Raw genomic sequence first — 21,121 nt, forward strand, 5'->3', positions numbered from 1 at the left:
CTAGCTCGAGTCAGCTGTACGGGCGCTGAATAGACGACATTTATCCGCGCCGTATCGTGACAGGCACTCGGTGGCGGCGTCTAATGAACACCTGATCTTTTGGAGTTGATCCTATGCGTAAATCTGTACTGTTAATTGCTGCTTTTTCCACCATGACAGTCTTGTTGGGCGGTTGTGCCTCCAGCCTGACCGGCGATACTTACTCACGAGATGAAGCGCGTCGCGTACAGACTGTTCGCATGGGCACCATCGTTTCCTTGCGTCCGGTGCAGATCGAGGGCACCAAGACCCCGATTGGCGCAGCAGCGGGTGCCGTTGTTGGCGGCGTAGGCGGCAGTGCGATCGGCGGCGGTCGTGGCAGCATCGTGACCGCTGTGATCGGTGCGGTTGCGGGCGGTCTGCTGGGTTCGGCAGCCGAGTCGGGTCTGACCAAGACCCAGGGCGTAGAAATCACTGTACGTGAAGATGACGGCAGCACCCGCGCTTATGTACAGCAGGTTGAACCGAATCAAGTGTTTCGTACGGGTGAGCGTGTTCGCATCATGACCGTTGACGGAACCAGCCGCGTTACACACTAAACCTCGCTGTAGCTGTAAAAACAAAACCCCGGCCAGTGTTCACTGGCCGGGGTTTTTGTTTTCAGTAGCCCGCAGCTCGCAGGCCGTTGCTGCGGTTAAGCGGTTTGCTGCTTGCGGCTAAAGAACGCTGTTACCGCATAGCCAATCAAGGCTGCCAGGATCGAGCCGGTGAGGATGCCCATGCGGTCCATGCCCACGTACTCGCTGCTGCCCGCGACAAACGCCAGCGAACCGACGAACAGGCTCATGGTGAAGCCGATCCCGCACAGAATCGCAACGCCAAACACCTGCCCCCAATTTGCGCCTGCCGGCAATGCTGCAAGGCCGGTTTTGATCGCGAGCCAGGTCAGGCCAAACACACCCACGGTTTTCCCGATCAGCAAGCCTGCCGCAATCCCCATCGGTACGTGGTGGGTGAAGCTGTGCAGGTTGACGCCAGCCAGTGATACACCGGCATTGGCGAACGCGAACAACGGCAGAATCCCGAAAGCCACCCACGGATGCAGGGCATGCTCGATGGTCAGCAAAGGCGACGGCTCGGAGTTTTTAGTGCGCAACGGAATGCAGAAGGCCAGGGTCACGCCGGCAAGTGTGGCGTGTACACCGCTCTTGAGCACGCAGACCCAAAGAATCAGGCCGATGATCATGTACGGCGCAATTTTCACGACGCCCATTCGGTTCATCACGATCAGGGCTATCAGGCAGGCTGCCGCCAGTATCAATGACAGGCCGGACAGTTCGCTGGAATAGAACACTGCGATCACGATGATCGCACCCAGGTCATCAATGATTGCCAGGGTCATGAGAAACAGCTTCAGTGATACCGGGACACGTTTGCCGAGCAAGGCCAGCACGCCGAGCGCGAATGCGATGTCGGTGGCCATCGGAATGGCCCAGCCGCCCAGGGCTGCCGGGTTGTCCTTGTTAAGGAACCAGTAGATCAGAGCTGGCACCACCATACCGCCAATCGCTGCTGCGCCGGGCAGTATCACCTGCGAAGGTTTGGACAAGTGGCCGTCAAGCAACTCGCGTTTGACCTCCAGCCCGATCAACAGGAAGAACAAGGCCATCAGGCCATCGTTGATCCAGAGCAGGGAAGGTTTGGCGATTTGCAGGGCACCGACCTGGACGGCTACCGGCACGTCCAGAAAGGCCGCGTAATAGTGGGACAGTGGCGAGTTATTGATGATCAAAGCCAGCGCTGCTGCAGCAATCAACAACAGACCGCTGGCAGCTTCCAACTGAAAGAAACGAGTGAAAGTGCTACGCAGAGGCAAGGTGGCTCTCCATCGAATAGGTATAGGGTGCAACACCCTAACCTGTACTGTTAGTTGTTAAAACAAAAACTATATTCTTTTTTGTTATAAGCGATGATCTGCTTTTGCATCGGCGAAAAGCCTAGCAGTTATGTGTCAAATTGAGTCGTGATTGTGCCTGTGTGCGCTACAGGAAATATCTTAGGATTAACAATTATGTGTACTGCGTGCACGCTGCACGTTCCCTTCCGGGCAACGCCGGGATGCTGCCTATATGAGTCAATCCACCATGAACCAAGACCGCCAATGGGCCCGCGAAGCGATACGGACAATCGAAGCTGATTTTCAACGTTGTGCTGATACTCACCTCATTCCACTGACGTTACCGGGTTTCCCGGGGATCGAGTTGTACTTCAAGGATGAATCGAGCCACCCCACGGGCAGTCTCAAGCATCGCTTGGCCCGATCGCTGTTTCTGTATGCCCTGTGTAATGGCTGGCTGAAGGCGGATGCTGCAGTGATTGAGGCGTCCAGTGGCTCGACGGCGGTGTCAGAAGCTTATTTTGCTCGCTTGCTGGGGCTGCCCTTTATTGCCGTGATGCCCGCCAGTACATCGCCTGCCAAGATCGAGCAAATTGCCTTTTATGGTGGGCAAAGCCATTTGGTCGAAGATCCGACGCAAATTCAGCAAGAGTCCGAACGCCTGGCCCGGGAAACCGGAGGCCATTTCATGGATCAATTCACCTATGCCGAGCGGGCCACAGACTGGCGGGCCAACAACAACATTGCCGAGTCGATCTTTCAGCAGATGCGTTTTGAGCGCCACCCCGAACCGAGCTGGTTGATTTCAAGCCCCGGCACTGGGGGCACCACTGCGACGCTGGGGCGTTATGTGCGTTATCGCCAGCACGGTACTCGTGTGCTTTGCGCCGATGCGGAACGTTCGGTGTTCTTCGATTTTTACCAGACCGGCGATGCCGATCTGCGCCTGGACTGCGGGTCGCGAATTGAAGGCATTGGCCGTCCTCGGGTCGAGGCCTCGTTTTTACCGCGGGTGATCGATGCGATGGTAAAGGTGCCTGATGCCTTGTCGCTGGCGGCCATGCACTATCTGGCTCAACGCTTGGGACGTCGAGTGGGTGGTTCCAGCGGGACCAATCTGGTGGGGGCGTTGATTGCCGCACAACAGATGAGCGGGAGTGGTGAGAGTGGATCTATCGTGGCGATTTTGTGTGACGGCGGCGATCGTTATGCAACTACCTACTACGATGACAACTGGCTCAAGGCACAGGGTTATGAGCTGGAAGGTTTGATTGCTGCGGTCAAGGCCTGCGCGGAGCAGGGCACGGCATTGCCGCCGGGGGTGCTGAGGGCGGGGATTTAATTGACGGCCGCGGGGGTGCGGCTTCAGGCCCGAGCTTGCCCGCGATACGATCGCGGGCAAGCTTGTGCACGGTCGAAACTTACGCTTCGATACCGAGGATCTCGCGGGCCACGGCTTCGGCAATGCGGATACCGTCCACGCCCGCAGACAGAATCCCGCCGGCATAGCCTGCACCTTCACCCGCCGGGAACAGCCCTTTGACGTTAAGGCTTTGCATCGAGGCATCGCGGGTCATGCGCAGGGGCGACGAGGTCCGGGTTTCGATCCCGGTCAAGATCGCGTCATGCATCGAAAAGCCCTTGATCTGCTTCTCGAACGCCGGCAAGGCTTCGCGAATGGCTTCAATGGCGAAGTCCGGCAAGGCCAGCGCCAAATCACCCAAGGACACGCCCGGCTTGTAGGACGGCTCAACACTGCCAAGGGCCGTAGACGGTTTGCCCGCAATAAAGTCGCCGACCAGTTGCGCCGGGGCTTCGTAGTTGCTGCCCCCCAGGACATAGGCGTGGGCTTCGAGGCGTTCTTGCAGCTCGATGCCGGCCAATGGCCCGCCCGGGTAGTCTTCTGGTGTAATGCCGACGACGATGCCCGAGTTGGCGTTGCGCTCGTTACGCGAGTACTGGCTCATGCCATTGGTGACCACACGTCCCGGTTCGCTGGTAGCAGCGACCACCGTACCACCCGGGCACATGCAGAAGCTGTAGACCGAACGACCGTTTTTGGCGTGATGCACCAGCTTGTAGTCGGCAGCTCCCAGTTTCGGGTGGCCGGCATATTTGCCCAGGCGCGCGCTGTCGATCAACGACTGCGGGTGTTCGATCCGGAAACCTACCGAAAACGGTTTGGCTTCCATGTACACGCCGCGGTCATGGAGCATGCGGAAGGTGTCACGTGCACTGTGACCCAGAGCCATGATGACGTGACGCGAATTCAGCTGCTCGCCATCGGCGAGCACCACACCGGTCAGTTGGCCGTTGTCGATCAGGACGTCAGTAACACGCTGCTGAAAACGGACTTCACCTCCCAGCGCCTCAATCTGATGACGCATGTTTTCGACCACGCCGGTCAGGCGGAAGGTACCGATGTGCGGCTTGCTGACGTAGAGGATTTCGTCCGGTGCACCGGCTTTTACAAACTCGTGCAAGACTTTGCGGCCGTGGTGTTTCGGGTCCTTGATCTGGCTGTAGAGCTTGCCGTCGGAGAACGTCCCCGCGCCACCTTCACCAAACTGCACGTTGGACTCAGGGTTCAGTACGTTTTTACGCCACAGGCCCCAGGTGTCTTTGGTGCGTTGGCGTACTTCGGTGCCGCGCTCGAGAATGATCGGCTTGAAGCCCATCTGTGCCAGCAGCAGCCCGGCGAAAATACCGCACGGACCAAAACCGACCACGATCGGGCGCTCGGCCAGGTCTTGCGGAGCTCGGCCGACGACTTTGTAGCTGACGTCCGGCGCGGGATTGATATTGCGGTCCTCTGCGAACTTCAGCAGCAGGGGCGCTTCATCACGCACGCTCAGGTCGATGGTGTAGATAAAGCACAATTCGGACGTTTTTTTACGCGCATCGTAGCTGCGCTTGAACAAGGTGAAATCGAGCAGGTCATCGCTGGCAATGCCCAGGCGCTGCACGATGGCAGAGCGCAGGTCTTCTTCAGGGTGATCGATCGGCAACTTGAGTTCGGTGATTCGTAACATGACAGTGTCCAGTATCGGGGCCAGGTGTACCCCGGCAGCCTTATGCGAACCGGCGATTATAAGCGGCTTATCGGCCCCGGGGTCAGGCTAAAACGACAATACGCACTAACAGTCGTCGTTTAGTCGTTGCGGGCGCCGCCAAAATAGCCACAACCCCGCTGCACTTGGCCGTTGATCCGCAGTTCGGCACCCAGATGCTGCACGCTGCCGGTGGCAGTGTCGGTACAGCGTTGCGGGGCTACCCACAACTCGATCCGCTGATTGTTGGCTTCAGTCGACAAGGAAAACCGCCCGTCGCCAGCCTGTTCCTCAACATACGGCAGCGCCAGTTGCGGCTGGCCTTCACGCTGCAGGATCAGGCCCTTGGCCCCGGCTTTGATATTCCACGCCGGGCCATTGCCGTTGGCGTACACCGTCAGCTGTTTGAAGTTCGGATCCTTGCAGGCCGTGCTGCTACGCTCCAGGCGGTAGAGCTGCTGGAGCTGGACTTCGCCATCGGTGCCCGGGGTCTTGCTTGCAATGAAGTTACCGCGGATGTCGGCAAACAAAGGCCCGGACTGGTCAGGCATGTCGGCAGCGTCTTGCACGAGTGTGGTGTCGGCACTGTCGCGTACAACATAACGCTGTTGGCCAACACACGGCTGGAACACCAACTGGCCATTGGCCGGGACCAGTTCACCTTGCAAGCGGGTCAGACTGGTGCCGGTGTCGACGGGTTGGCTGTTGAACAGTTGGCAGCCCGCGAACACGGGCAACAAGGCGAACAGAATAAGGGAACGGGCAGCACGCATCGTTGGGACTCCTGGCTAATGCCGCCACGTTACTTAGGCACGGGGTGCATCACAAGTGTTTAGCCCACTTGATAGGTTTGCCCGGTCTGCAGACCCTCGACGCTTCGGGCGTAGGCCAGTGCTACATCGGCAGCGCTGACGGGCTTGAAGCCTCGAAAGTAGGGCGCATATTTTGCCATGGCCTCTTCCAGTACCGTCGGGCTGACCGAGTTCACCCGCAGCCCGCGTGGCAGTTCGATCGCCGCGGCTTTGACGAATCCGTCCAGAGCGGCGTTGACCATTGCGGCTGAACTTGCGGTGCGGATCGGCTCACGGTTGAGCACGCCGCTGGTGAAGGTGAACGAAGCGCCGTCATTGGCGAACTCGCGGCCAATCAGCAGTAAATTGACCTGGCCCATCAATTTGTCCTGCAGGCCAAGGGCGAAGTCTGTTTCGCTCATGTCGGCCAGCGGAACGAAGTTGACGTTACCGGCTGCGCAGATCAAGGCGTCAAAAGGCCCCGTGCGCTCGAACAACTTGCGGATTGATGTGCTGTCACTGATATCGACATGAAAATCGCCGCTTTTGCGGCCAATGCGCACGATCTCATGCCGTGGTGACAGTTCACGATCAATGGCCGAACCAATAGTGCCATTAGCACCGATCAACAGGATTTTCATGGGGGTGTTCCTTGAGTGGCTGGGAGTACGCCCAGTTTAGAACTGGTTTTTTATCTCGATAAGCGCACTAATAAGCAACTTTTGGTTTTCATATGGAAACAGTCAATGAGTGAAATGGATGACTTGGCGGCTTTCGCGTTGCTGATCGACGCGGGGAGTTTTACTGTGGCCGCCCAGCAACTGGGGTGTAGCAAGGGGCAGTTGTCCAAGCGCATCAGCCACCTGGAAGCGCAGTTTTCTGTGGTGTTGCTGCACCGTACGACCCGGCGCTTGAGTCTGACGGCCGCCGGAGCGGCGTTGTTGCCCCAGGCCCAGGCGCTGGTGGTGCAAGTCGAGCGAGCGCGTCAGGCGCTGGCCAGACTCAAGGACGACATTGCCGGGCCGGTACGCATGACGGTGCCTGTGTCGCTGGGAGAAACGTTCTTCGATGCCTTGTTGCTGGAGTTCTCACGGGAATACCCGCAGGTGCAGATTGAACTTGAGCTCAATAACAATTACCGCGATCTGGCGAGAGAGGGGTTTGATCTGGCGATCCGTTCGCACGTGGGAAATGACGAGCGTCTGGTCGCCCGGCCCGTGCTCGACTGGCATGAAATTACCTGCGCCAGCCCGGCGTATCTTGATCAGTTTGGCGAGCCGGACACACCGCAGTGTTTGCTCGAGCACCGCTGTCTGTTGAACAGTCATTACAGTGGTCGCGAGGAGTGGCATTACCATCAGCAGCATGAACTGCATCGTGTCCGGGTTTCGGGCGTGTTTGCCAGTAACCATTACAGCCTGCTGAAAAAAGCCGCGGTGATTGGTGCCGGTATCGCCCGATTGCCGTCGTACATGCTTCATGCCGAGTTGGCGGACGGACGTTTGCGTGCGGTGTTGCGCGACTATCAGACTCGCAGCAATCCAATGTATCTGGTGCACCCTTATCAAGGCGGCCTGCCCAAGCGCACGCAGGTGCTGGTGGATTATCTGGCGAGATGGTTCCAGCGCAATGACCAGGCGCTGGTGAGTTTTAAACCCGGGCTTTGATCCACTCATGTGTTTTCACCCGCCATAAAAAACGGCCCCGAAGGGCCGTTTCGCAACACATCCCAGGCTATCCGCCGAGGTACGCGTCACGTACTTTTGGATCATTCAGCAATTGTTCACCGGTGCCCTGCATTACGACCCGGCCGTTTTCCAGCACATAGGCACGGTCTGCAATTTTCAGTGCCTGGTTGGCGTTTTGCTCCACCAGAAACACGGTCACACCTTCACTGCGCAGTTGTTCGATGATGTCGAAAATCTGCTGAATGATGATCGGTGCGAGCCCCAGTGACGGTTCATCGAGCAACAACAGTTTGGGCTTGCTCATCAGCGCCCGGCCAATGGCGAGCATTTGCTGCTCACCACCGGACATGGTGCCACCGCGTTGCGTAAAGCGTTCCTTCAGGCGCGGGAAAAGATGCAGAACCTTGTCCATCTGTTCCTGATAGTCGCTCTTGTCGGTGAAAAAACCGCCCATGGCGAGGTTTTCTTCGACAGTCAAACGAGCAAATACCCGACGACCTTCGGGCACAACGGCGATGCTTTTACGCATGATTTGCGCCGAGGTCAGGCCCACCAGTTCTTCGCCCAGATAGCGAATGCTGCCGCTGTGGGCTTGCGGTGAACCGCAGAGTGTCATCATCAGGGTCGATTTACCGGCACCGTTGGCCCCGATCAGGGTCACGATTTCGCCTTGGCGGACCTCAATATTGACGCTGTGCAGTGCCTGGATCTTGCCGTAGAAGGTTGAAACGTTTTCAAATTGCAGCATTTACGCTTCCCCCAAATAGGCTTTGATCACTTCAGGGTTGTCACGGATCTGTTCCGGCGTCCCGTCCGCCAAAGGCGTGCCCTGATTGATCACCACGATATGGTCGGAAATGCTCATGACCAGTTTCATGTCGTGCTCAATCAACAGCACTGTGGCGTTGTGCTCGTTGCGCAAAACGCTGATCAGCGCCTTGAGGTCCTCGGTTTCCTTGGGGTTCAGGCCCGCCGCCGGTTCGTCGAGCATCAGGATGCGCGGGCGCGTCATCATGCACCGGGCAATTTCCAGGCGGCGTTGCTGACCATAGGCCAAGGTACCGGCCGGCCGGTTGGCGAATTCGGTCAGGTTGACCTTGTCCAGCCAGTACGCGGCATATTCCATTGCCTCACGTTCGCTTTTGCGGAACCCGGGGGTTTTGAACAGACCGGCCAGGAAGTTGGTGTTGAGGTGACGGTGCTGGGCAATCAGCAGGTTCTCAACGGCGGTCATGTCCTTGAACAGGCGTACGTTCTGGAAGGTCCGCACCACGCCCTTGCGGGCGATTTCATGACCCGCCAACCCTTCAATGGCTTCGCCATCCAGCAGGATGCTGCCAGCCGACGGTTTGTAGAACCCGGTCAGGCAGTTGAACACGGTAGTCTTGCCGGCGCCGTTAGGGCCGATCATGGACACCACCTGTTTTTCCTTGACGGTCAAGGCGACGCCATTGACCGCCAACAAGCCGCCAAAGCGCATGCTCAGGCCGCTGACTTTCAGAATCTCGCGGCTCATTTTCGCAGCTCCAGGTGAGGACGTTGCATTGGCAGCAGACCTTGCGGGCGCCAGATCATCATCAGCACCATCAAGGCGCCGAACAGAAGCATCCGGTACTCACTGAACTCTCGCATCATTTCCGGCAACAGAATCATGACCACGGCAGCCAGGATCACGCCCAGTTGCGAGCCCATGCCGCCCAATACCACAATTGCCAGAATGATCGCCGACTCAAGGAAGGTGAACGACTCCGGAGTGACCAGCCCCTGGCGTGCAGCAAAGAAACTGCCTGCAAAACCGGCAAAGCTGGCGCCGAGGGTAAAGGCTGACAGTTTGATGACGGTAGGATTCAAGCCCAGCGCACGGCAGGCAATTTCATCTTCGCGCAAGGCTTCCCACGCCCGGCCAATGGGCATGCGCAGCAGGCGGTTGATCACGAATAGCACGACCAGTACCAGGACCAACGCGATCAGGTACAGGAAAATGACCTTGTTGATCGAGTTGTAGGCGATGCCAAAGTATTCATGGAACGTCTGCATGCCTTCTGCTGCGGTTCTGTCGAAGCTCAGGCCGAAGAGCGTGGGTTTCGGGATGTTGCTGATGCCGTTTGGTCCGCCGGTGAGGTCCGTCAGGTTACGCAGGAACAGACGAATGATTTCGCCAAAACCCAGGGTAACAATAGCCAGGTAGTCGCCGCGCAGGCGCAGTACCGGGAATCCGAGCAAGAAACCAAAGGTGGCGGCCATCATGCCGGCCAATGGCAGGCAGACCCAGAAGCTCAGCCCAAAGTAATGCGAGAGCAGGGCGTAGGTGTAGGCGCCCACGGCATAGAAGCCCACATAGCCCAGGTCAAGCAGCCCGGCCAGACCGACCACGATGTTCAGGCCGAGCCCAAGCATGACGTAGATCAGGATCAGGGTGGCAATGTCCACTGCACCGCGCGAGCCATAGAAGGGCCAGATCAATGCCACCACCACCAGACCGAGAATGATCCAGCGCTGAGTGCTGGGCAGGGTCATGAAGCTGGCCGCTTTGGCGGGGACTTTTGGCAGGCTGGGCGAGGCTTTCCAGGCGGCGCTCAATTGCTGGTTGAACAAGACGCGCACAAACATCAGCAGGGAGCAGATCGCAATCACGCTCAAGGTAAAGGTGCTGGTGTTGTGAACTTCGATGTTGATCCCGACGATAGTCAGTTTCAAGCCGAGTACCGGGTAGGCGACGGCCCAGACCAACAGGGCGCTGAAAAACGCCGATTTAAGATTCCTAGTCATACTTTTTCAATCTCCGGACGCCCCAGGATGCCGGTCGGACGGAACAGCAGCACCAGCACCAGCAAGCCAAAAGCCACAACGTCTTTGTACTGGTCACCGAAAATATCGGCGCCAAAGGCTTCAGCTACACCCAGTACCAGGCCGCCGAGCATCGCGCCGGGGATACTGCCGATTCCGCCCAGTACCGCAGCGGTAAAGGCCTTGAGGCCTACCAGGAAACCCGCGTTAGGGTTGATCACGCCGTATTGCACACTGATGAGCACTGCGGCCACGGCTGCCAGGGCGGCACCGATGACGAATGTCAGGGCGATCACGTTGTTGGTATTGATGCCCAGCAGGTTGGCCATCTTCATGTCTTCGGCGCAGGCGCGACAGGCGCGGCCCATGCGGGAGCGGGAGATGAACAGGGTCAGGCCGAGCATGGCCAGCACGGTGACCACGAAGACCACGATTTGCATGTAGGAGATGATGACTTCCTGAGCCCCGCCCGGACCAAAGCTGAAACCGCCCGGGATCAGGTTGGGAATAGATTTGTCTTTTGAGTCCTGGGACAGCAACACCATGTTTTGCAGGAAGATCGACATACCAATGGCAGAAATCAAAGGGATCAGACGATTACTGCCGCGCAGGGGACGATAGGCCACCCGTTCGATGCTGTAACCGTAAGCACTGGTGACCACGATGGTGGCGAGGAACGCTACGGTCATCAACAGCGGAACGCTGTCCAGACCCATCATGGTGAGGCCTGCAATCGCGATGAACGCGATGTAGGAACCAATCATGTACACCTCGCCGTGGGCGAAGTTGATCATTCCAATAATGCCGTAAACCATCGTATAGCCGATGGCGATCAGGGCATAGGTGCTGCCAACGTTGAGGCCGTTAACCAGCATTTGGAAGAAGTGATAGATGTCAGGCATTACAAAGCTCCTAAAAACCTGAGACGCATTTCACTGGTGGAGTCATTTTCCGGCCTGGGCGGTAGGGGGTTTCACCCACTTTGAGCGCAGGTCTTCTGCCAGCGAACCGCTGGTGACGGTTTTAAAGATTTTCAGGTGGGGAGACTTCCGGATCACGAAAGCGCGGCCCATATTCCATAAAACGAAGCCCACCGCGCATGCAGTGGGCTTCATTGTCAGATCAAGAACCGGACCTTACTGAGGATTTGCCTCGGTTTTAGGTTTGCCGAAGTGCCATTCGTAGATGACGAACTTGAAGTTCTTCAGGTCGCCTTTCTCATCGAAGCTCAGGTCGCCCATTGGGGTCTTGAAAGTACCCTCATGGATGGCTTTGGCAACTTTGTCGGTGTCTTCGCTTTTGGTCTGCTCGATGGCCTTGGCGATGACTTCAACTGCGGAGTAGGCCGGGAACACGAATGGGCCGGTCGGGTCCTGCTTCTTGGCCTGGAATGCATCAGCCAGTGCCTTGTTTTCCGGCAGTTGGTCGAATGCCTGCGGCAGGGTAACCAGCAGGCCTTCGGATGCGCCCTGGGCAATTTGCGAGATGGAATCGTTGCCCACGCCTTCTGGGCCCATGAACTTGGCGTTCAGGCCTTTTTCCTTGGCCTGGCGCAGGATCAGCCCCAGCTCAGGGTGGTAGCCGCCGTAGTAGACGAAGTCGACGTTTGCTTGCTTGAGCTTGGAGATGATGGCCGCGAAGTCTTTATCGCCAGCGTTGACGCCTTCAAAGACAGCAACTTTGACGCCTTTGTCTTCCAGGGTCTTTTTAACGGCAGTGGCGATACCTTCACCGTATTGTTGCTTGTCGTGCAGGACGGCAACGGTTTTCGGTTTGACGTGATCGGCGATGTAGTTGCCGGCCGCCGGACCCTGGGCACTGTCGAGGCCGATGGTACGGAACACCAGCTTGTAACCGCGTGCGGTGATTTCCGGAGCCGTGGCTGCCGGGGTAATCATGATGATGCCTTCGTCTTCGTAGATGTCCGAAGCAGGCTGAGTGGAGCTGGAGCACAGGTGACCGACCACAAACTTGACGCCGTCATTGACGATTTTGTTGGCGACGGCAACGGCTTGTTTTGGATCGCAAGCGTCGTCGTACACCTTGGCCTCAAGCATTTTCCCGTTAACGCCGCCCTTGGCGTTGATTTGCTCGACGGCCATTTCGGCGCCGGCAACCTGCATGTCGCCATACTGAGTGACTGGGCCTGTCCGGGCGCCCGCGATACCGATCTTGATGGTATCCGCCGCAAACGAATGGCTGGCAACACCGGCCAGAACCATCGCGGCAAACAGTTTAGTAATCTGCTTCTTAGCCATCTTTATTGGTGCTCCACTCTTCTGTTGTAATTTTTATAGTCCTGGAAGCCAAGGCAGCCGGACCGGGTCTTCTTTGAGCGAAATTCCCGATCATTCCCCCTTGCAACTGTACCGGTACAGTGTAGAGCGCCGGTTCAACGCTTGAATAGCAGGCTGCCAGGGGAAAAAACAGGAAATGTCGCTTAAACGAAAGAAAGAGACAGAATGGCGGCGAATCAGGCTGGTGATATTTATCAGAATGTTGCTATCTCAACGCTGCTGCCAAGACTCTCTGTTCTTTCCTCGCGCCTTTACCTGAAATCGGGTTTTTCTACCGGGTATGCGGCGCTATCATTGCGTCGATTTTTTACCTGGTGAAACCCATGAACCAAGAACCTAGCACCCTCTATGCCAAGCTGCTTGGCGAGACCTCAACTATCGAATGGAAAGCCTTGGAGAAATTCTTCGCCAAGGGGGAAGTGTTGTGGATCGCACCCGAGCTCGACTTGATCGAAGCGGCGCAGGCAATGAGCCAGGATGAGGCAGAGAAAGTCGCGGCCTGGATGGCCTCGGGATCTTTAAGCAAAGTGTCTGCATCGCAGGCTCTGGACTTCGTTGAGCGCGACCCTGAGCTTTGGGCAGTGGTGGTCACGCCCTGGATAATGATCCAGGAAAGGGCGCAAAAATAATTCAGCGCCCTAAATCAGGGCGGTTATTTGCCGGGACTCACACACCTTAAGTGTGTAGGCCAGTAACTCGAAACTGGGTAGTGGCAAATTGCCGTAGAGAAACGCCACAGTTGCTGCTGCGGCGTTTTTTTTGTGTCTGTCCGGCGATGTGTGCGGTCATGAACGGCAGGTCGCCGTGCCAATCGGCCGGATTAGGGAGGGGGGGGAGAAACAGCCCGTGATGGGCGTTGTAGCCGTTGCCGCAGGCTGCGACGGGCCTCAACGATGCCCCATCACAACCTGCGGTCGCGGTTACCGCTGTTAGCCTGCAACCAGGACGCGAATTGCTTCAAGGCGCAGGGCGGCTTTTTCAAGCATTGCCAGGCTTTGCTCGCGCTGTTTGCGCAAGGCAACCAGTTCGCTGTCGCGCACGCTCGGGTTAACCGCCTGCAGGGCGGTCAGGCGTGCCAGCTCTTCTTCGGTGTCGGCTGCCAGGCGACGCTGGGCCTCTGCGACACGTTCTGCGTGACGCGGTGCGATTTTGGCTTCGCCGGCGTTGATCTTCGGCGTGAGACTGTCACGCTGTGCTTGAACGAACTTGTTGGCACTGGCCCGCGGTACGCTTTCCAGTTGTTCGTTCAGGGTGTCGAAGGCTACCCGGGACGACAGGTCGTTGCCGTTGGCATCCAGCAGGCAGCGCAGGGCAGCCGGCGGCAGGTAACGACCCAGCTGCAAGGCGCGGGGCGCGACCACTTCACTGACGTAAATCAGCTCAAGCAGGACTGTCCCGGGCTTCAGTGCCTTGTTCTTGATCAGCGCTACCGCCGTGTTGCCCATCGAGCCGGAGAGCACGAGATCCATGCCGCCCTGCACCATAGGGTGTTCCCAGGTGATGAACTGCATGTCTTCACGCGACAGCGCCTGGTTGCGATCGTAGGTGATGGTGACGCCTTCGTCGTCGCCCAGCGGGAAGCTGGCGTCGAGCATCTTTTCGCTGGGCTTGAGGATCAAGGCGTTTTCGGAATGGTCTTCGCTGTCGATGCCAAAGGCGTTGAACAGGGTTTCCATGTAAATCGGCAAGGTGAATTGATCGTCTTGCTCAAGGATCGCTTCAACCAGCGCCTCGCCCTCGCCCGAACCACCGGAGTTAAGCTCCAGCAGGCGGTCGCGACCGGTGTGCAGTTCTTGTTCGAGGCGTTCGCGCTCGGCCCGCGCTTCATCGATCAGGGCCTGCCACTCTTCATCGTCTGCGGCTTCAAGCAACGGCAGCAGGCGTGGACCGAACCGGTGTTGCAGGGCGTTGCCGGTAGGGCAGGTATTGAGGAAGGCATTCAGTGCTTCGTGGTACCACTGGAACAGGCGCTGTTGCGGGCTGGTTTCAAGGTAAGGCACATGCAGTTCAATGACGTGCTTCTGGCCGATTCGGTCCAGACGACCAATACGCTGTTCCAGAAGATCCGGGTGGGACGGCATGTCGAACAGCACCAAGTGGTGCGCAAACTGGAAGTTACGGCCTTCACTGCCGATTTCGGAGCAGATCAGTACTTGGGCGCCGAACTCTTCGTCTGCGAAGTAGGCTGCTGCACGGTCACGCTCAAGAATGTTCATGCCTTCGTGGAAGACCGTCGCTGGGATGCCGGAGCGCACGCGCAGAGCGTCTTCCAGATCCATTGCGGTTTCCGCGTGAGCACAGATCACCAGCACTTTGGTGCGCTTGAGCATCTTCAGCGTGTCGGTCAGCCACTCAACCCGAGGGTCGAAGCGCCACCAGCGTTCTTCTTCGCTGGTGTCCGGCTGGGCCTGGAAGCTGACTTCCGGATACAGTTCGGCGTGTTCACCCAGCGGTAGCTCCAGGTATTCGTCCGGGCACGGCAGCGGGTAAGCGTGCAGTTTGCGCTCAGGAAATCCTTGAATCGCGGCGCGGGTATTTCGGAACAGGACACGGCCAGTGCCGTGACGGTCCAGCAATTCGCGCACCAGGCGAGCGCTGGCTTCGGCGTCGCCTTCGTTGACGGCAGCCAGCAAGCTGTCCCCTTCGGCACCCAGGAAACCATGAATGGTTTGATGGGCTTCTGGCGACAGACGGCCTTTATCCAGCAGTTCCTGAACCGCCTGGGCCACAGGGCGATAGTTGTCGCTTTCGGCGCGGAAGGCCGCCAAATCGTGGAAACGGTTCGGGTCGAGCAGGCGCAAACGGGCGAAGTGGCTGTCCTGGCCCAGTTGTTCCGGAGTTGCGGTCAGCAGCAACACGCCCGGGATCACCCCGGCAAGTTGTTCAACCAGGTCATACTCGGGGCTGACCTGATCTTCATGCCATACCAGGTGGTGCGCTTCGTCGACCACCAGCAGGTCCCAGCCGGCTGCAAACAGGGCGTCCTGGGCCTTGGGGTCGTCTACCAGCCATTCCAGCGCTACCAGCGCCAGCTGGCAGTCTTCAAACGGGTTGCTGGCATCGCTTTCAATGAAACGTTCTTCGTCGAACAACGCCACTTCGAGGTTGAAACGACGGCGCATCTCAACCAGCCACTGATGCTGCAGGTTTTCCGGCACGACGATCAGCACGCGGCTGGCACGGCCACTGAGCAGCTGGCGATGGATGACCAGACCGGCTTCGATGGTTTTACCCAGACCCACTTCGTCAGCCAGCAGTACACGGGGTGCGATACGGTCTGCCACTTCACGGGCAATGTGCAATTGGTGGGCAATCGGTTGTGCCCGTACGCCACCCAGGCCCCACAGCGGCGATTGCAACTGGCGGCTGGTGTGTTCGAGGGTGTGGTAGCGCAGGGAAAACCAGGACAGCGGGTCGATCTGGCCGGCAAACAAGCGATCACTGGCCAGGCGGAACTGGATGAAGTTCGAGAGCTGGGTTTCCGGCAGGGTGACGGCTTCGTTTTGCTCGTTGAGCCCGTGGTAGACCATGATGCCGTCGGCATCTTCGACTTCGCGCACGGTCATCTTCCAGCCTTCGAAGTGGATGATCGTGTCACCCGGCGAGAAACGTACACGCGTGAGCGGTGCATTGCGCAGCGAATATTGACGGGTTTCGCCAGTGGCCGGATAGAGCACGGTCAACAAGCGACCGTCCTGTGCCAGAACGGTGCCCAAACCTAGCTCAGCTTCGCTGTCACTAATCCAGCGTTGCCCCGGTTGATACTGCTGCGCCATGCTGCCTGACTCCCGCTTCGAAAAAGCCGAGTATATTAACGGATCATGGGCTTCAGTCCAAAGCACTCTCATAAAAAGCTACGCGGCTTGAATCGGTCCGGTGTTGATTTTCGACGAGTGGCCCACGTCGATCGACTCGCCACCGACACCTTCAAACAGGAGCACGATCACTATGTTGCCGCCGATCCTACCGCTCAGCGTTGTTCCGGTTACCTCCTCGCAAGACCCGGCCCGTCAGCGGCCAGACATTCCTCCAGTGACGGCTACGCAAGCCAGCACGGGTGAGAATGCAATTGATCTCAAACACCACGATACGGATCAGGCGGCTTTGCTGTTGCGTGAGGAGCAGCAGCGCCAGCATGACAAGCGCCGCCGTGAGGCTCAGGCGGAGGAGGGTGAGGTTGACCCCGGTGGAGCGCTGAATGCGGACGGCGCCGTACCGTCTTCTCCTTTGGCCGATGTCGCCCAGCGTCAGGGTTTATGGGTCGATATTGAAGTGTGAGCCAGATTTTTTCTGGTCAGCGAGGCTGGGGCGTCGCATTATTGGCCGTATTGACTAGGGCTGTTATGGCCTCAGTCCTCCGACTTGAACACACTGACAGTGACCTTATTGCGCTATGAGCCAAGACAACAAGCTGGTTGACCTGGGTGCCGAGCGTGCAAAGCGCGTGCATGACCTGAATGAAAAGCGATTGAATGAAGTGCGGCAGGCCTTCGAGCAGGCAATGCCTTTGGTAAAAGCCAAGAAAAAGCCGAAGGGCAAACCCAAAAAACGCTGAGCCACGGCGTTTTAGATGATCTGTATCAATAATCCCCTCTTAATGCTGCGTGACCGTTGATCATTATTGATCCCGGTCAAGTTCTCGGCTGCGCGTCCGGTTAATCTGGCTTCAACACATACGGACACGCCCTGGATGCACGGGCAGAGCGCAGGAGGTCGTCATGTTTCTCGATAATGTGGTTATCGCCGGAGTACTGACCGTCGGCCTCATGCTTTTGTTTTTCGCGGGTCTGGGCATTTTTATCTGGAAGGACATGCAAAAGCGCAAACAGCGCTGAGTCCGCCAGGGGATGAGCACGCAAGGCATTTTGGGCGACTTCGGTCGCCTATTTTTTTGTCCGGAGAAAAGTGATCAGAAGATGTAACCCGTATTCCGGACGGATTCAGGGCATAAAAAAAGGTACGCCCCGTGAGAGGCGTACCTTTTTGTACGGCGCGGATCAGGCGAGAACTTTGGACGCCAGCCAGAACAGCGTTGCAGACAATGCGATGGTGGCCGGTAAGGTCAGCACCCATGCCATCAGGATGGTCTTGATCGTACCGCCTTGCAGGCCGCTCTTGTTGGCGACCATGGTACCCGCTACACCCGACGACAGAATGTGCGTCGTCGATACCGGCAGGGAGAAGATGTTGGCCATGCCGATGGCGAAGGCAGTGGTGATCTGGGCCGCCATGCCCTGGGCATAGGTCATGCCCTGCTTGCCGATCTTCTCGCCGATGGTTTTAACCACGCGCTTCCAGCCGACCATGGTGCCCAGGCCCAAGGCCAGTGCTACTGCCAGAATCACCCAGAACGGGGCGTATTCAGTGGTGGCGGTCAGGTCTTTGCGCAGTTTCTCGAGGTCCGCTTTCTCGCGGGAATCAAGCACTGGCAATTTGCTGACTTTCTTTGCGGTGTCGTCCAGGCAAAGCAGGTAGCGACGGATCTCGATACGCTTTTCAGCCGGGATCGAGTGGTAGTCGGACACGCCTTTCAACGAGCCTAGCAGCGCGTCAATGGTCGGTTCGGTTTGCTGCGGGTTGCAGCTGAACTGATCCGGCAGATCGCCTTTGATGCTTTTGCCCAGAGCCAGGAATTCGGTCAGCGAAGCGTTGTTGCGCTGATAGAACTGATTCAGGTGCAGGGTGGCGTCGCGAGTACGCTCGATCTGATAGGTCGTGCTGTTCAGATCCAGAACGAATGCGCTTGGCACGATGCCGATCAGTACCAGCATGATCAGGCCGATGCCTTTCTGGCCATCGTTGGAACCGTGAACGAAGCTCACCGCCATGGCCGAGATCACCAGAACCAGACGGTTCCAGAACGGCGGATGCTTCTTGTCATCCAGCTTGCGGCGTTGCTCAGGGGTCTTGTGCATCTTGGACCCCGGACGCCACCACTTCAGGGCGACCAGCACCAGACCGGCAACCAGGAAGCCAGCCATTGGCGAGAACACCAGCGAGGCACCAATGTCGATAGCCTTTTGCCAGTTAACCCCGTCGCTCACCGGAATTCCGCTGATCAGGGCGTTGGCCAGGCCGACGCCCAGAATCGAGCCGATCAGGGTATGCGAGCTCGACGCCGGAATCCCGAAGTACCAGGTACCCAGGTTCCAGGTGATGGCTGCTGCAAGCAGTGAGAACACCATGGCCAGGCCATGTCCGGTGTTTACATTTACCAGAAGCTCTACCGGCAGCAGGTGAACGATGGCATATGCCACGCCGACCCCGCCCAGCAGAACGCCGAGAAAATTGAACACACCGGAAAAGAACACCGCCAGATGAGGCGGCATGGCTTTGGTGTAGATGACAGTCGCTACCGCGTTCGCGGTGTCATGAAAGCCGTTGATGAACTCAAACGCGAGAACAAAGGCTAGGGCGAAGAAGAGGCTGATAAGAACCCAGGCGTCCAATCCGCTTAATAGATCGATCATGAAGGTTTTCTGACACGGTCATAAAGGGGGCCGGATTATGCCAGAAAACCGAGGCATTCGATGCATTAGCTGTACGTTGGTAACATCTGTAAATGAAAAAGCTTGTAAGACGCGTCCGTTCCTTGGCGTCAGAAAACCTCTACAGGCCCCTGATTTCAAAGGGTATAAGCGATCCTGAAGAGCCGCTTAAACCCTTTGTCATGACCTGCATCGAGCGCATGAAATTTCTCATATCAGAGGCGTTCAGGAGGGCGCCGGGCTTTAAGGTCTGTCGTTATGCCCGGTTTTCAGCCTGCGAGCTCAGGGCTCTTCGGACTTGAGTTCTTTTTCGATTTTTTGAATTTCCTGGGTGAACGCCTGGTCGAGCAGGCTGGCGCGTTTACGCCACGGTTTACGCTCAGGCTCGGGTTGAGCGGCGTAGGTGGTCACTTCACCACCGTATACATCCTTGTAACGTTGTTCCTGACGCTCAAGTTCTGCGCGCAGTTCGTCTTTCGTCACAGTCATACCTAATTGAGTAAGGATTTAATCGGGTGGGCCATCATGCGTGAATGGCCAATTCATTTAATGTCGGTGTTCTGCACTGGGCCAAAGGCGTTGGGCAGCATCAGATTTAATACACCGTTTTCTCTGCACAGCGTGCGGTCATTCATAATGCATGAGCGTCGCGGCAGTTAAGTACTCACCCGTCAGGGAGGTAACTCGCGGTGCACCGGGATGTTTAACCATGGGGGCGTAGTGAGCAGGCGGTGCAAGAGTGTTCACTGCCGCAGTGATCGCTTGATCCTGTGCATTCAATTACTGAGGGACAGAATGCCTGAGTAATACCGCTACTATCGCCGAAGCCCTTTAGGCACGTCAATGTTCTATTGAGGGAGCTGTTTCTGAGGAGAAAAGTTACCGGGATTGATCTAATAATAAGGCAGCGGCTAATTGCCCGTGCAAGTTACTCACACGCTGGCGGAGTTTAAAGGCTGAGCGATATATAACCGACGCTCTCTATCCTTTATCCGGTTGTTAGCCTGGGTGATTTGAATTAACACGGGTGAAGTCATGTGCCGCGAGAAAGTAGCCTGGGGAAGACTCATGAGTTCTCGGAGGGAGGAGGATCGAATTGCGATTATCGGTCAGTGGTTCGATAATCGCCCGGGTCATGCGTGCCGAGGGTGCTCTGTGCCGCGGGCGGGATGTAATAACAATAACGAGAACGAGCTTCAGCCGGAGACAGTGAATGAGTGATCAATTGCGCAATGCCGTTGCCAGTATCGCGCCACCGATTGTGGCTTCGCCTGCAAAACGTATTCAAGCGTTTACCGGCGATCCTGACTTCATGGCCTCGCTGGCCCGTGGTCTGGCTGTGGTGCAGGCGTTCCAGGAACGCAAACGGCACCTGACCATTGCCCAGATCAGCCATCGCACTGAAATTCCGCGAGCGGCGGTGCGTCGTTGCTTGTATACGTTGATCAAGCTCGGATATGCCACCACCGATGGCCGCACTTACTCTCTGTTGCCCAAGGTCTTGACCCTGGGGCATGCCTATTTGTCATCGACCCCTCTGGCGGTTTCCGCCCAACCGTATCTGGATCGCATGAGCGAGCAATTGCACGAGGCTTGCAACATGGCGACGCTTGAAGGCGATGACATCCTTTACATTGCCCGCTCGGCAACGACCCAGCGATTAATTTCGGTGGACTTGTCCGTGGGTGGCCGGCTGCCGGCGTACTGCACGTCCATGGGCCGCATCCTGTTGGCTGCCCTGGATGACGTGACGCTAAACGAATACCTGGCGCACGGTGACTTTCAAGCCAAGACCAGCCGCACCCTGCACACGCCTGAGGCATTACTTGAGTGTTTGCAGCAAGTGCGCGAGCAGGGCTGGTGTGTGGTCGATCAGGAACTGGAGCAAGGGCTGCGCTCGATTGCCGTACCGGTATACGACGCTTCAGGGCAAGTGCTGGCGGCCTTGAATGTCAGCACCCACGCCGGTCGGGTGACACGCACAGAGCTGGAGCAGCGCTTCCTGCCGATCATGCTCAGTTCCAGCCGTGAGTTGAGTGCTCAGCTGTTTACATGATGGCGCAATAGCTCCCCCGCTGCTTCAATCTGACATTAGCCAGCAAGCTAACTATGTGTTCGATAAACGAACACATAGTCGATTATCG

General features: G+C 57.4%; 20 protein-coding genes. 8 read left to right on the plus strand and 12 right to left on the minus strand.

The genetic code is table 11. From position 1 onward, the window contains the following. The first annotated feature begins 113 nt into the window (after window positions 1–113). A complete protein-coding gene (locus DQN55_RS05055) occupies window positions 114–578 on the plus strand; it encodes an outer membrane lipoprotein (protein WP_048378006.1) in 465 nt (154 codons plus the stop codon). Between the two features lie 95 nt (window positions 579–673). On the opposite strand, the gene nhaA is transcribed toward DQN55_RS05055, so the two are convergent. Next, entirely contained in the window at window positions 674–1,855 is a 1,182-nt protein-coding gene (nhaA, locus tag DQN55_RS05060) for a Na+/H+ antiporter NhaA (protein ID WP_048378005.1), read from the minus strand. A 268-nt stretch (window positions 1,856–2,123) separates the two neighbouring features. Between nhaA and DQN55_RS05065 the strand changes: the two genes are divergently transcribed. After that, on the plus strand, window positions 2,124–3,218 hold the full coding sequence (locus DQN55_RS05065) for a PLP-dependent cysteine synthase family protein (RefSeq protein WP_048378004.1): 1,095 nt from the start codon (window positions 2,124–2,126) through the stop codon (window positions 3,216–3,218). 79 nt (window positions 3,219–3,297) lie between these two features. Here the strand turns inward: DQN55_RS05065 and DQN55_RS05070 are convergent, their stop codons facing one another. The 3 genes from DQN55_RS05070 to DQN55_RS05080 all read right to left on the minus strand — a co-directional run bounded on the left by DQN55_RS05070 (window position 3,298) and on the right by DQN55_RS05080 (window position 6,358). Further along, on the minus strand, window positions 3,298–4,908 hold the full coding sequence (locus DQN55_RS05070) for an NAD(P)/FAD-dependent oxidoreductase (RefSeq protein ID WP_048378003.1): 1,611 nt from the start codon (window positions 4,906–4,908) through the stop codon (window positions 3,298–3,300). A 119-nt stretch (window positions 4,909–5,027) separates the two neighbouring features. Continuing rightward, window positions 5,028–5,699, minus strand: a complete 672-nt coding sequence (locus DQN55_RS05075) for a COG3650 family protein (RefSeq protein WP_048378002.1) — start codon at window positions 5,697–5,699, stop codon at window positions 5,028–5,030. A 59-nt stretch (window positions 5,700–5,758) separates the two neighbouring features. Further along, window positions 5,759–6,358, minus strand: coding sequence for a short chain dehydrogenase (locus tag DQN55_RS05080; RefSeq protein WP_048378001.1), 600 nt, complete (start codon window positions 6,356–6,358; stop codon window positions 5,759–5,761). A gap of 105 nt (window positions 6,359–6,463) precedes the next feature. Here DQN55_RS05080 and DQN55_RS05085 point away from each other — a divergent pair, with 105 nt between their 5' ends. Further along, window positions 6,464–7,384 carry a LysR family transcriptional regulator gene (locus tag DQN55_RS05085; protein WP_048378000.1) on the plus strand — a complete coding sequence of 307 codons (921 nt, stop codon included), beginning with the start codon at window positions 6,464–6,466 and terminating at the stop codon, window positions 7,382–7,384. A 67-nt stretch (window positions 7,385–7,451) separates the two neighbouring features. Here the strand turns inward: DQN55_RS05085 and DQN55_RS05090 are convergent, their stop codons facing one another. From DQN55_RS05090 to DQN55_RS05110, 5 genes are all read right to left on the minus strand, one after another. Beyond that, window positions 7,452–8,153, minus strand: coding sequence for an ABC transporter ATP-binding protein (locus tag DQN55_RS05090; protein WP_048377999.1), 702 nt, complete (start codon window positions 8,151–8,153; stop codon window positions 7,452–7,454). After that, window positions 8,154–8,921, minus strand: a complete 768-nt coding sequence (gene livG / locus DQN55_RS05095) for a high-affinity branched-chain amino acid ABC transporter ATP-binding protein LivG (RefSeq protein WP_048377998.1) — start codon at window positions 8,919–8,921, stop codon at window positions 8,154–8,156. Continuing rightward, the gene (locus tag DQN55_RS05100) at window positions 8,918–10,174 is read right to left on the minus strand and encodes a high-affinity branched-chain amino acid ABC transporter permease LivM (RefSeq protein ID WP_048377997.1); all 1,257 of its coding nucleotides are present in this window, start codon (window positions 10,172–10,174) and stop codon (window positions 8,918–8,920) included. The genes livG and DQN55_RS05100 overlap by 4 nt, the downstream gene beginning before the upstream one ends. Beyond that, the gene (gene livH / locus DQN55_RS05105) at window positions 10,171–11,094 is read right to left on the minus strand and encodes a high-affinity branched-chain amino acid ABC transporter permease LivH (protein WP_048377996.1); all 924 of its coding nucleotides are present in this window, start codon (window positions 11,092–11,094) and stop codon (window positions 10,171–10,173) included. Before livH ends, DQN55_RS05100 begins: the two co-directional genes overlap by 4 nt. 234 nt (window positions 11,095–11,328) lie before the next feature. Beyond that, complete coding sequence (locus tag DQN55_RS05110) at window positions 11,329–12,456, minus strand: branched-chain amino acid ABC transporter substrate-binding protein (RefSeq protein WP_172601047.1); 1,128 nt, start codon at window positions 12,454–12,456, stop codon at window positions 11,329–11,331. Window positions 12,457–12,812: 356 nt separating this feature from the next. On the opposite strand from DQN55_RS05110, the gene DQN55_RS05115 reads away from it, so the two are divergent. Further along, on the plus strand, window positions 12,813–13,118 hold the full coding sequence (locus tag DQN55_RS05115) for a DUF2288 domain-containing protein (RefSeq protein ID WP_048377994.1): 306 nt from the start codon (window positions 12,813–12,815) through the stop codon (window positions 13,116–13,118). A gap of 300 nt (window positions 13,119–13,418) precedes the next feature. Here DQN55_RS05115 and rapA read toward each other — a convergent pair whose 3' ends face one another. Next, window positions 13,419–16,265 (minus strand): RNA polymerase-associated protein RapA, encoded by a 2,847-nt coding sequence (gene rapA / locus DQN55_RS05120; RefSeq protein WP_048377993.1) that lies wholly within the window; start codon window positions 16,263–16,265, stop codon window positions 13,419–13,421. Window positions 16,266–16,437: 172 nt separating this feature from the next. Here rapA and DQN55_RS05125 point away from each other — a divergent pair, with 172 nt between their 5' ends. The 3 genes from DQN55_RS05125 to ccoM all read left to right on the plus strand — a co-directional run bounded on the left by DQN55_RS05125 (window position 16,438) and on the right by ccoM (window position 17,324). Continuing rightward, window positions 16,438–16,767, plus strand: coding sequence for a hypothetical protein (locus DQN55_RS05125; protein WP_048377992.1), 330 nt, complete (start codon window positions 16,438–16,440; stop codon window positions 16,765–16,767). Window positions 16,768–16,882: 115 nt separating this feature from the next. Next, window positions 16,883–17,044: a hypothetical protein gene (locus DQN55_RS22275; protein ID WP_088499999.1), complete on the plus strand. Its 162-nt coding sequence runs from the start codon at window positions 16,883–16,885 to the stop codon at window positions 17,042–17,044. Window positions 17,045–17,207: 163 nt separating this feature from the next. Beyond that, window positions 17,208–17,324, plus strand: coding sequence for a cytochrome c oxidase subunit CcoM (gene ccoM, locus DQN55_RS22565; protein WP_048377991.1), 117 nt, complete (start codon window positions 17,208–17,210; stop codon window positions 17,322–17,324). A gap of 162 nt (window positions 17,325–17,486) precedes the next feature. Here ccoM and DQN55_RS05130 read toward each other — a convergent pair whose 3' ends face one another. Further along, on the minus strand, window positions 17,487–18,959 hold the full coding sequence (locus DQN55_RS05130; RefSeq protein ID WP_048377990.1) for an inorganic phosphate transporter: 1,473 nt from the start codon (window positions 18,957–18,959) through the stop codon (window positions 17,487–17,489). Between the two features lie 300 nt (window positions 18,960–19,259). Beyond that, entirely contained in the window at window positions 19,260–19,460 is a 201-nt protein-coding gene (locus DQN55_RS05135) for a hypothetical protein (protein ID WP_048378447.1), read from the minus strand. A 730-nt stretch (window positions 19,461–20,190) separates the two neighbouring features. Here DQN55_RS05135 and pcaR point away from each other — a divergent pair. Next, window positions 20,191–21,033 carry a pca regulon transcriptional regulator PcaR gene (gene pcaR / locus DQN55_RS05140; protein WP_048377989.1) on the plus strand — a complete coding sequence of 281 codons (843 nt, stop codon included), beginning with the start codon at window positions 20,191–20,193 and terminating at the stop codon, window positions 21,031–21,033. Window positions 21,034–21,121: the final 88 nt, after the last annotated feature.

The sequence above is a fragment of the Pseudomonas taetrolens genome (genome assembly GCF_900475285.1).
GTDB classification, from domain to species: domain Bacteria; phylum Pseudomonadota; class Gammaproteobacteria; order Pseudomonadales; family Pseudomonadaceae; genus Aquipseudomonas; species Aquipseudomonas taetrolens.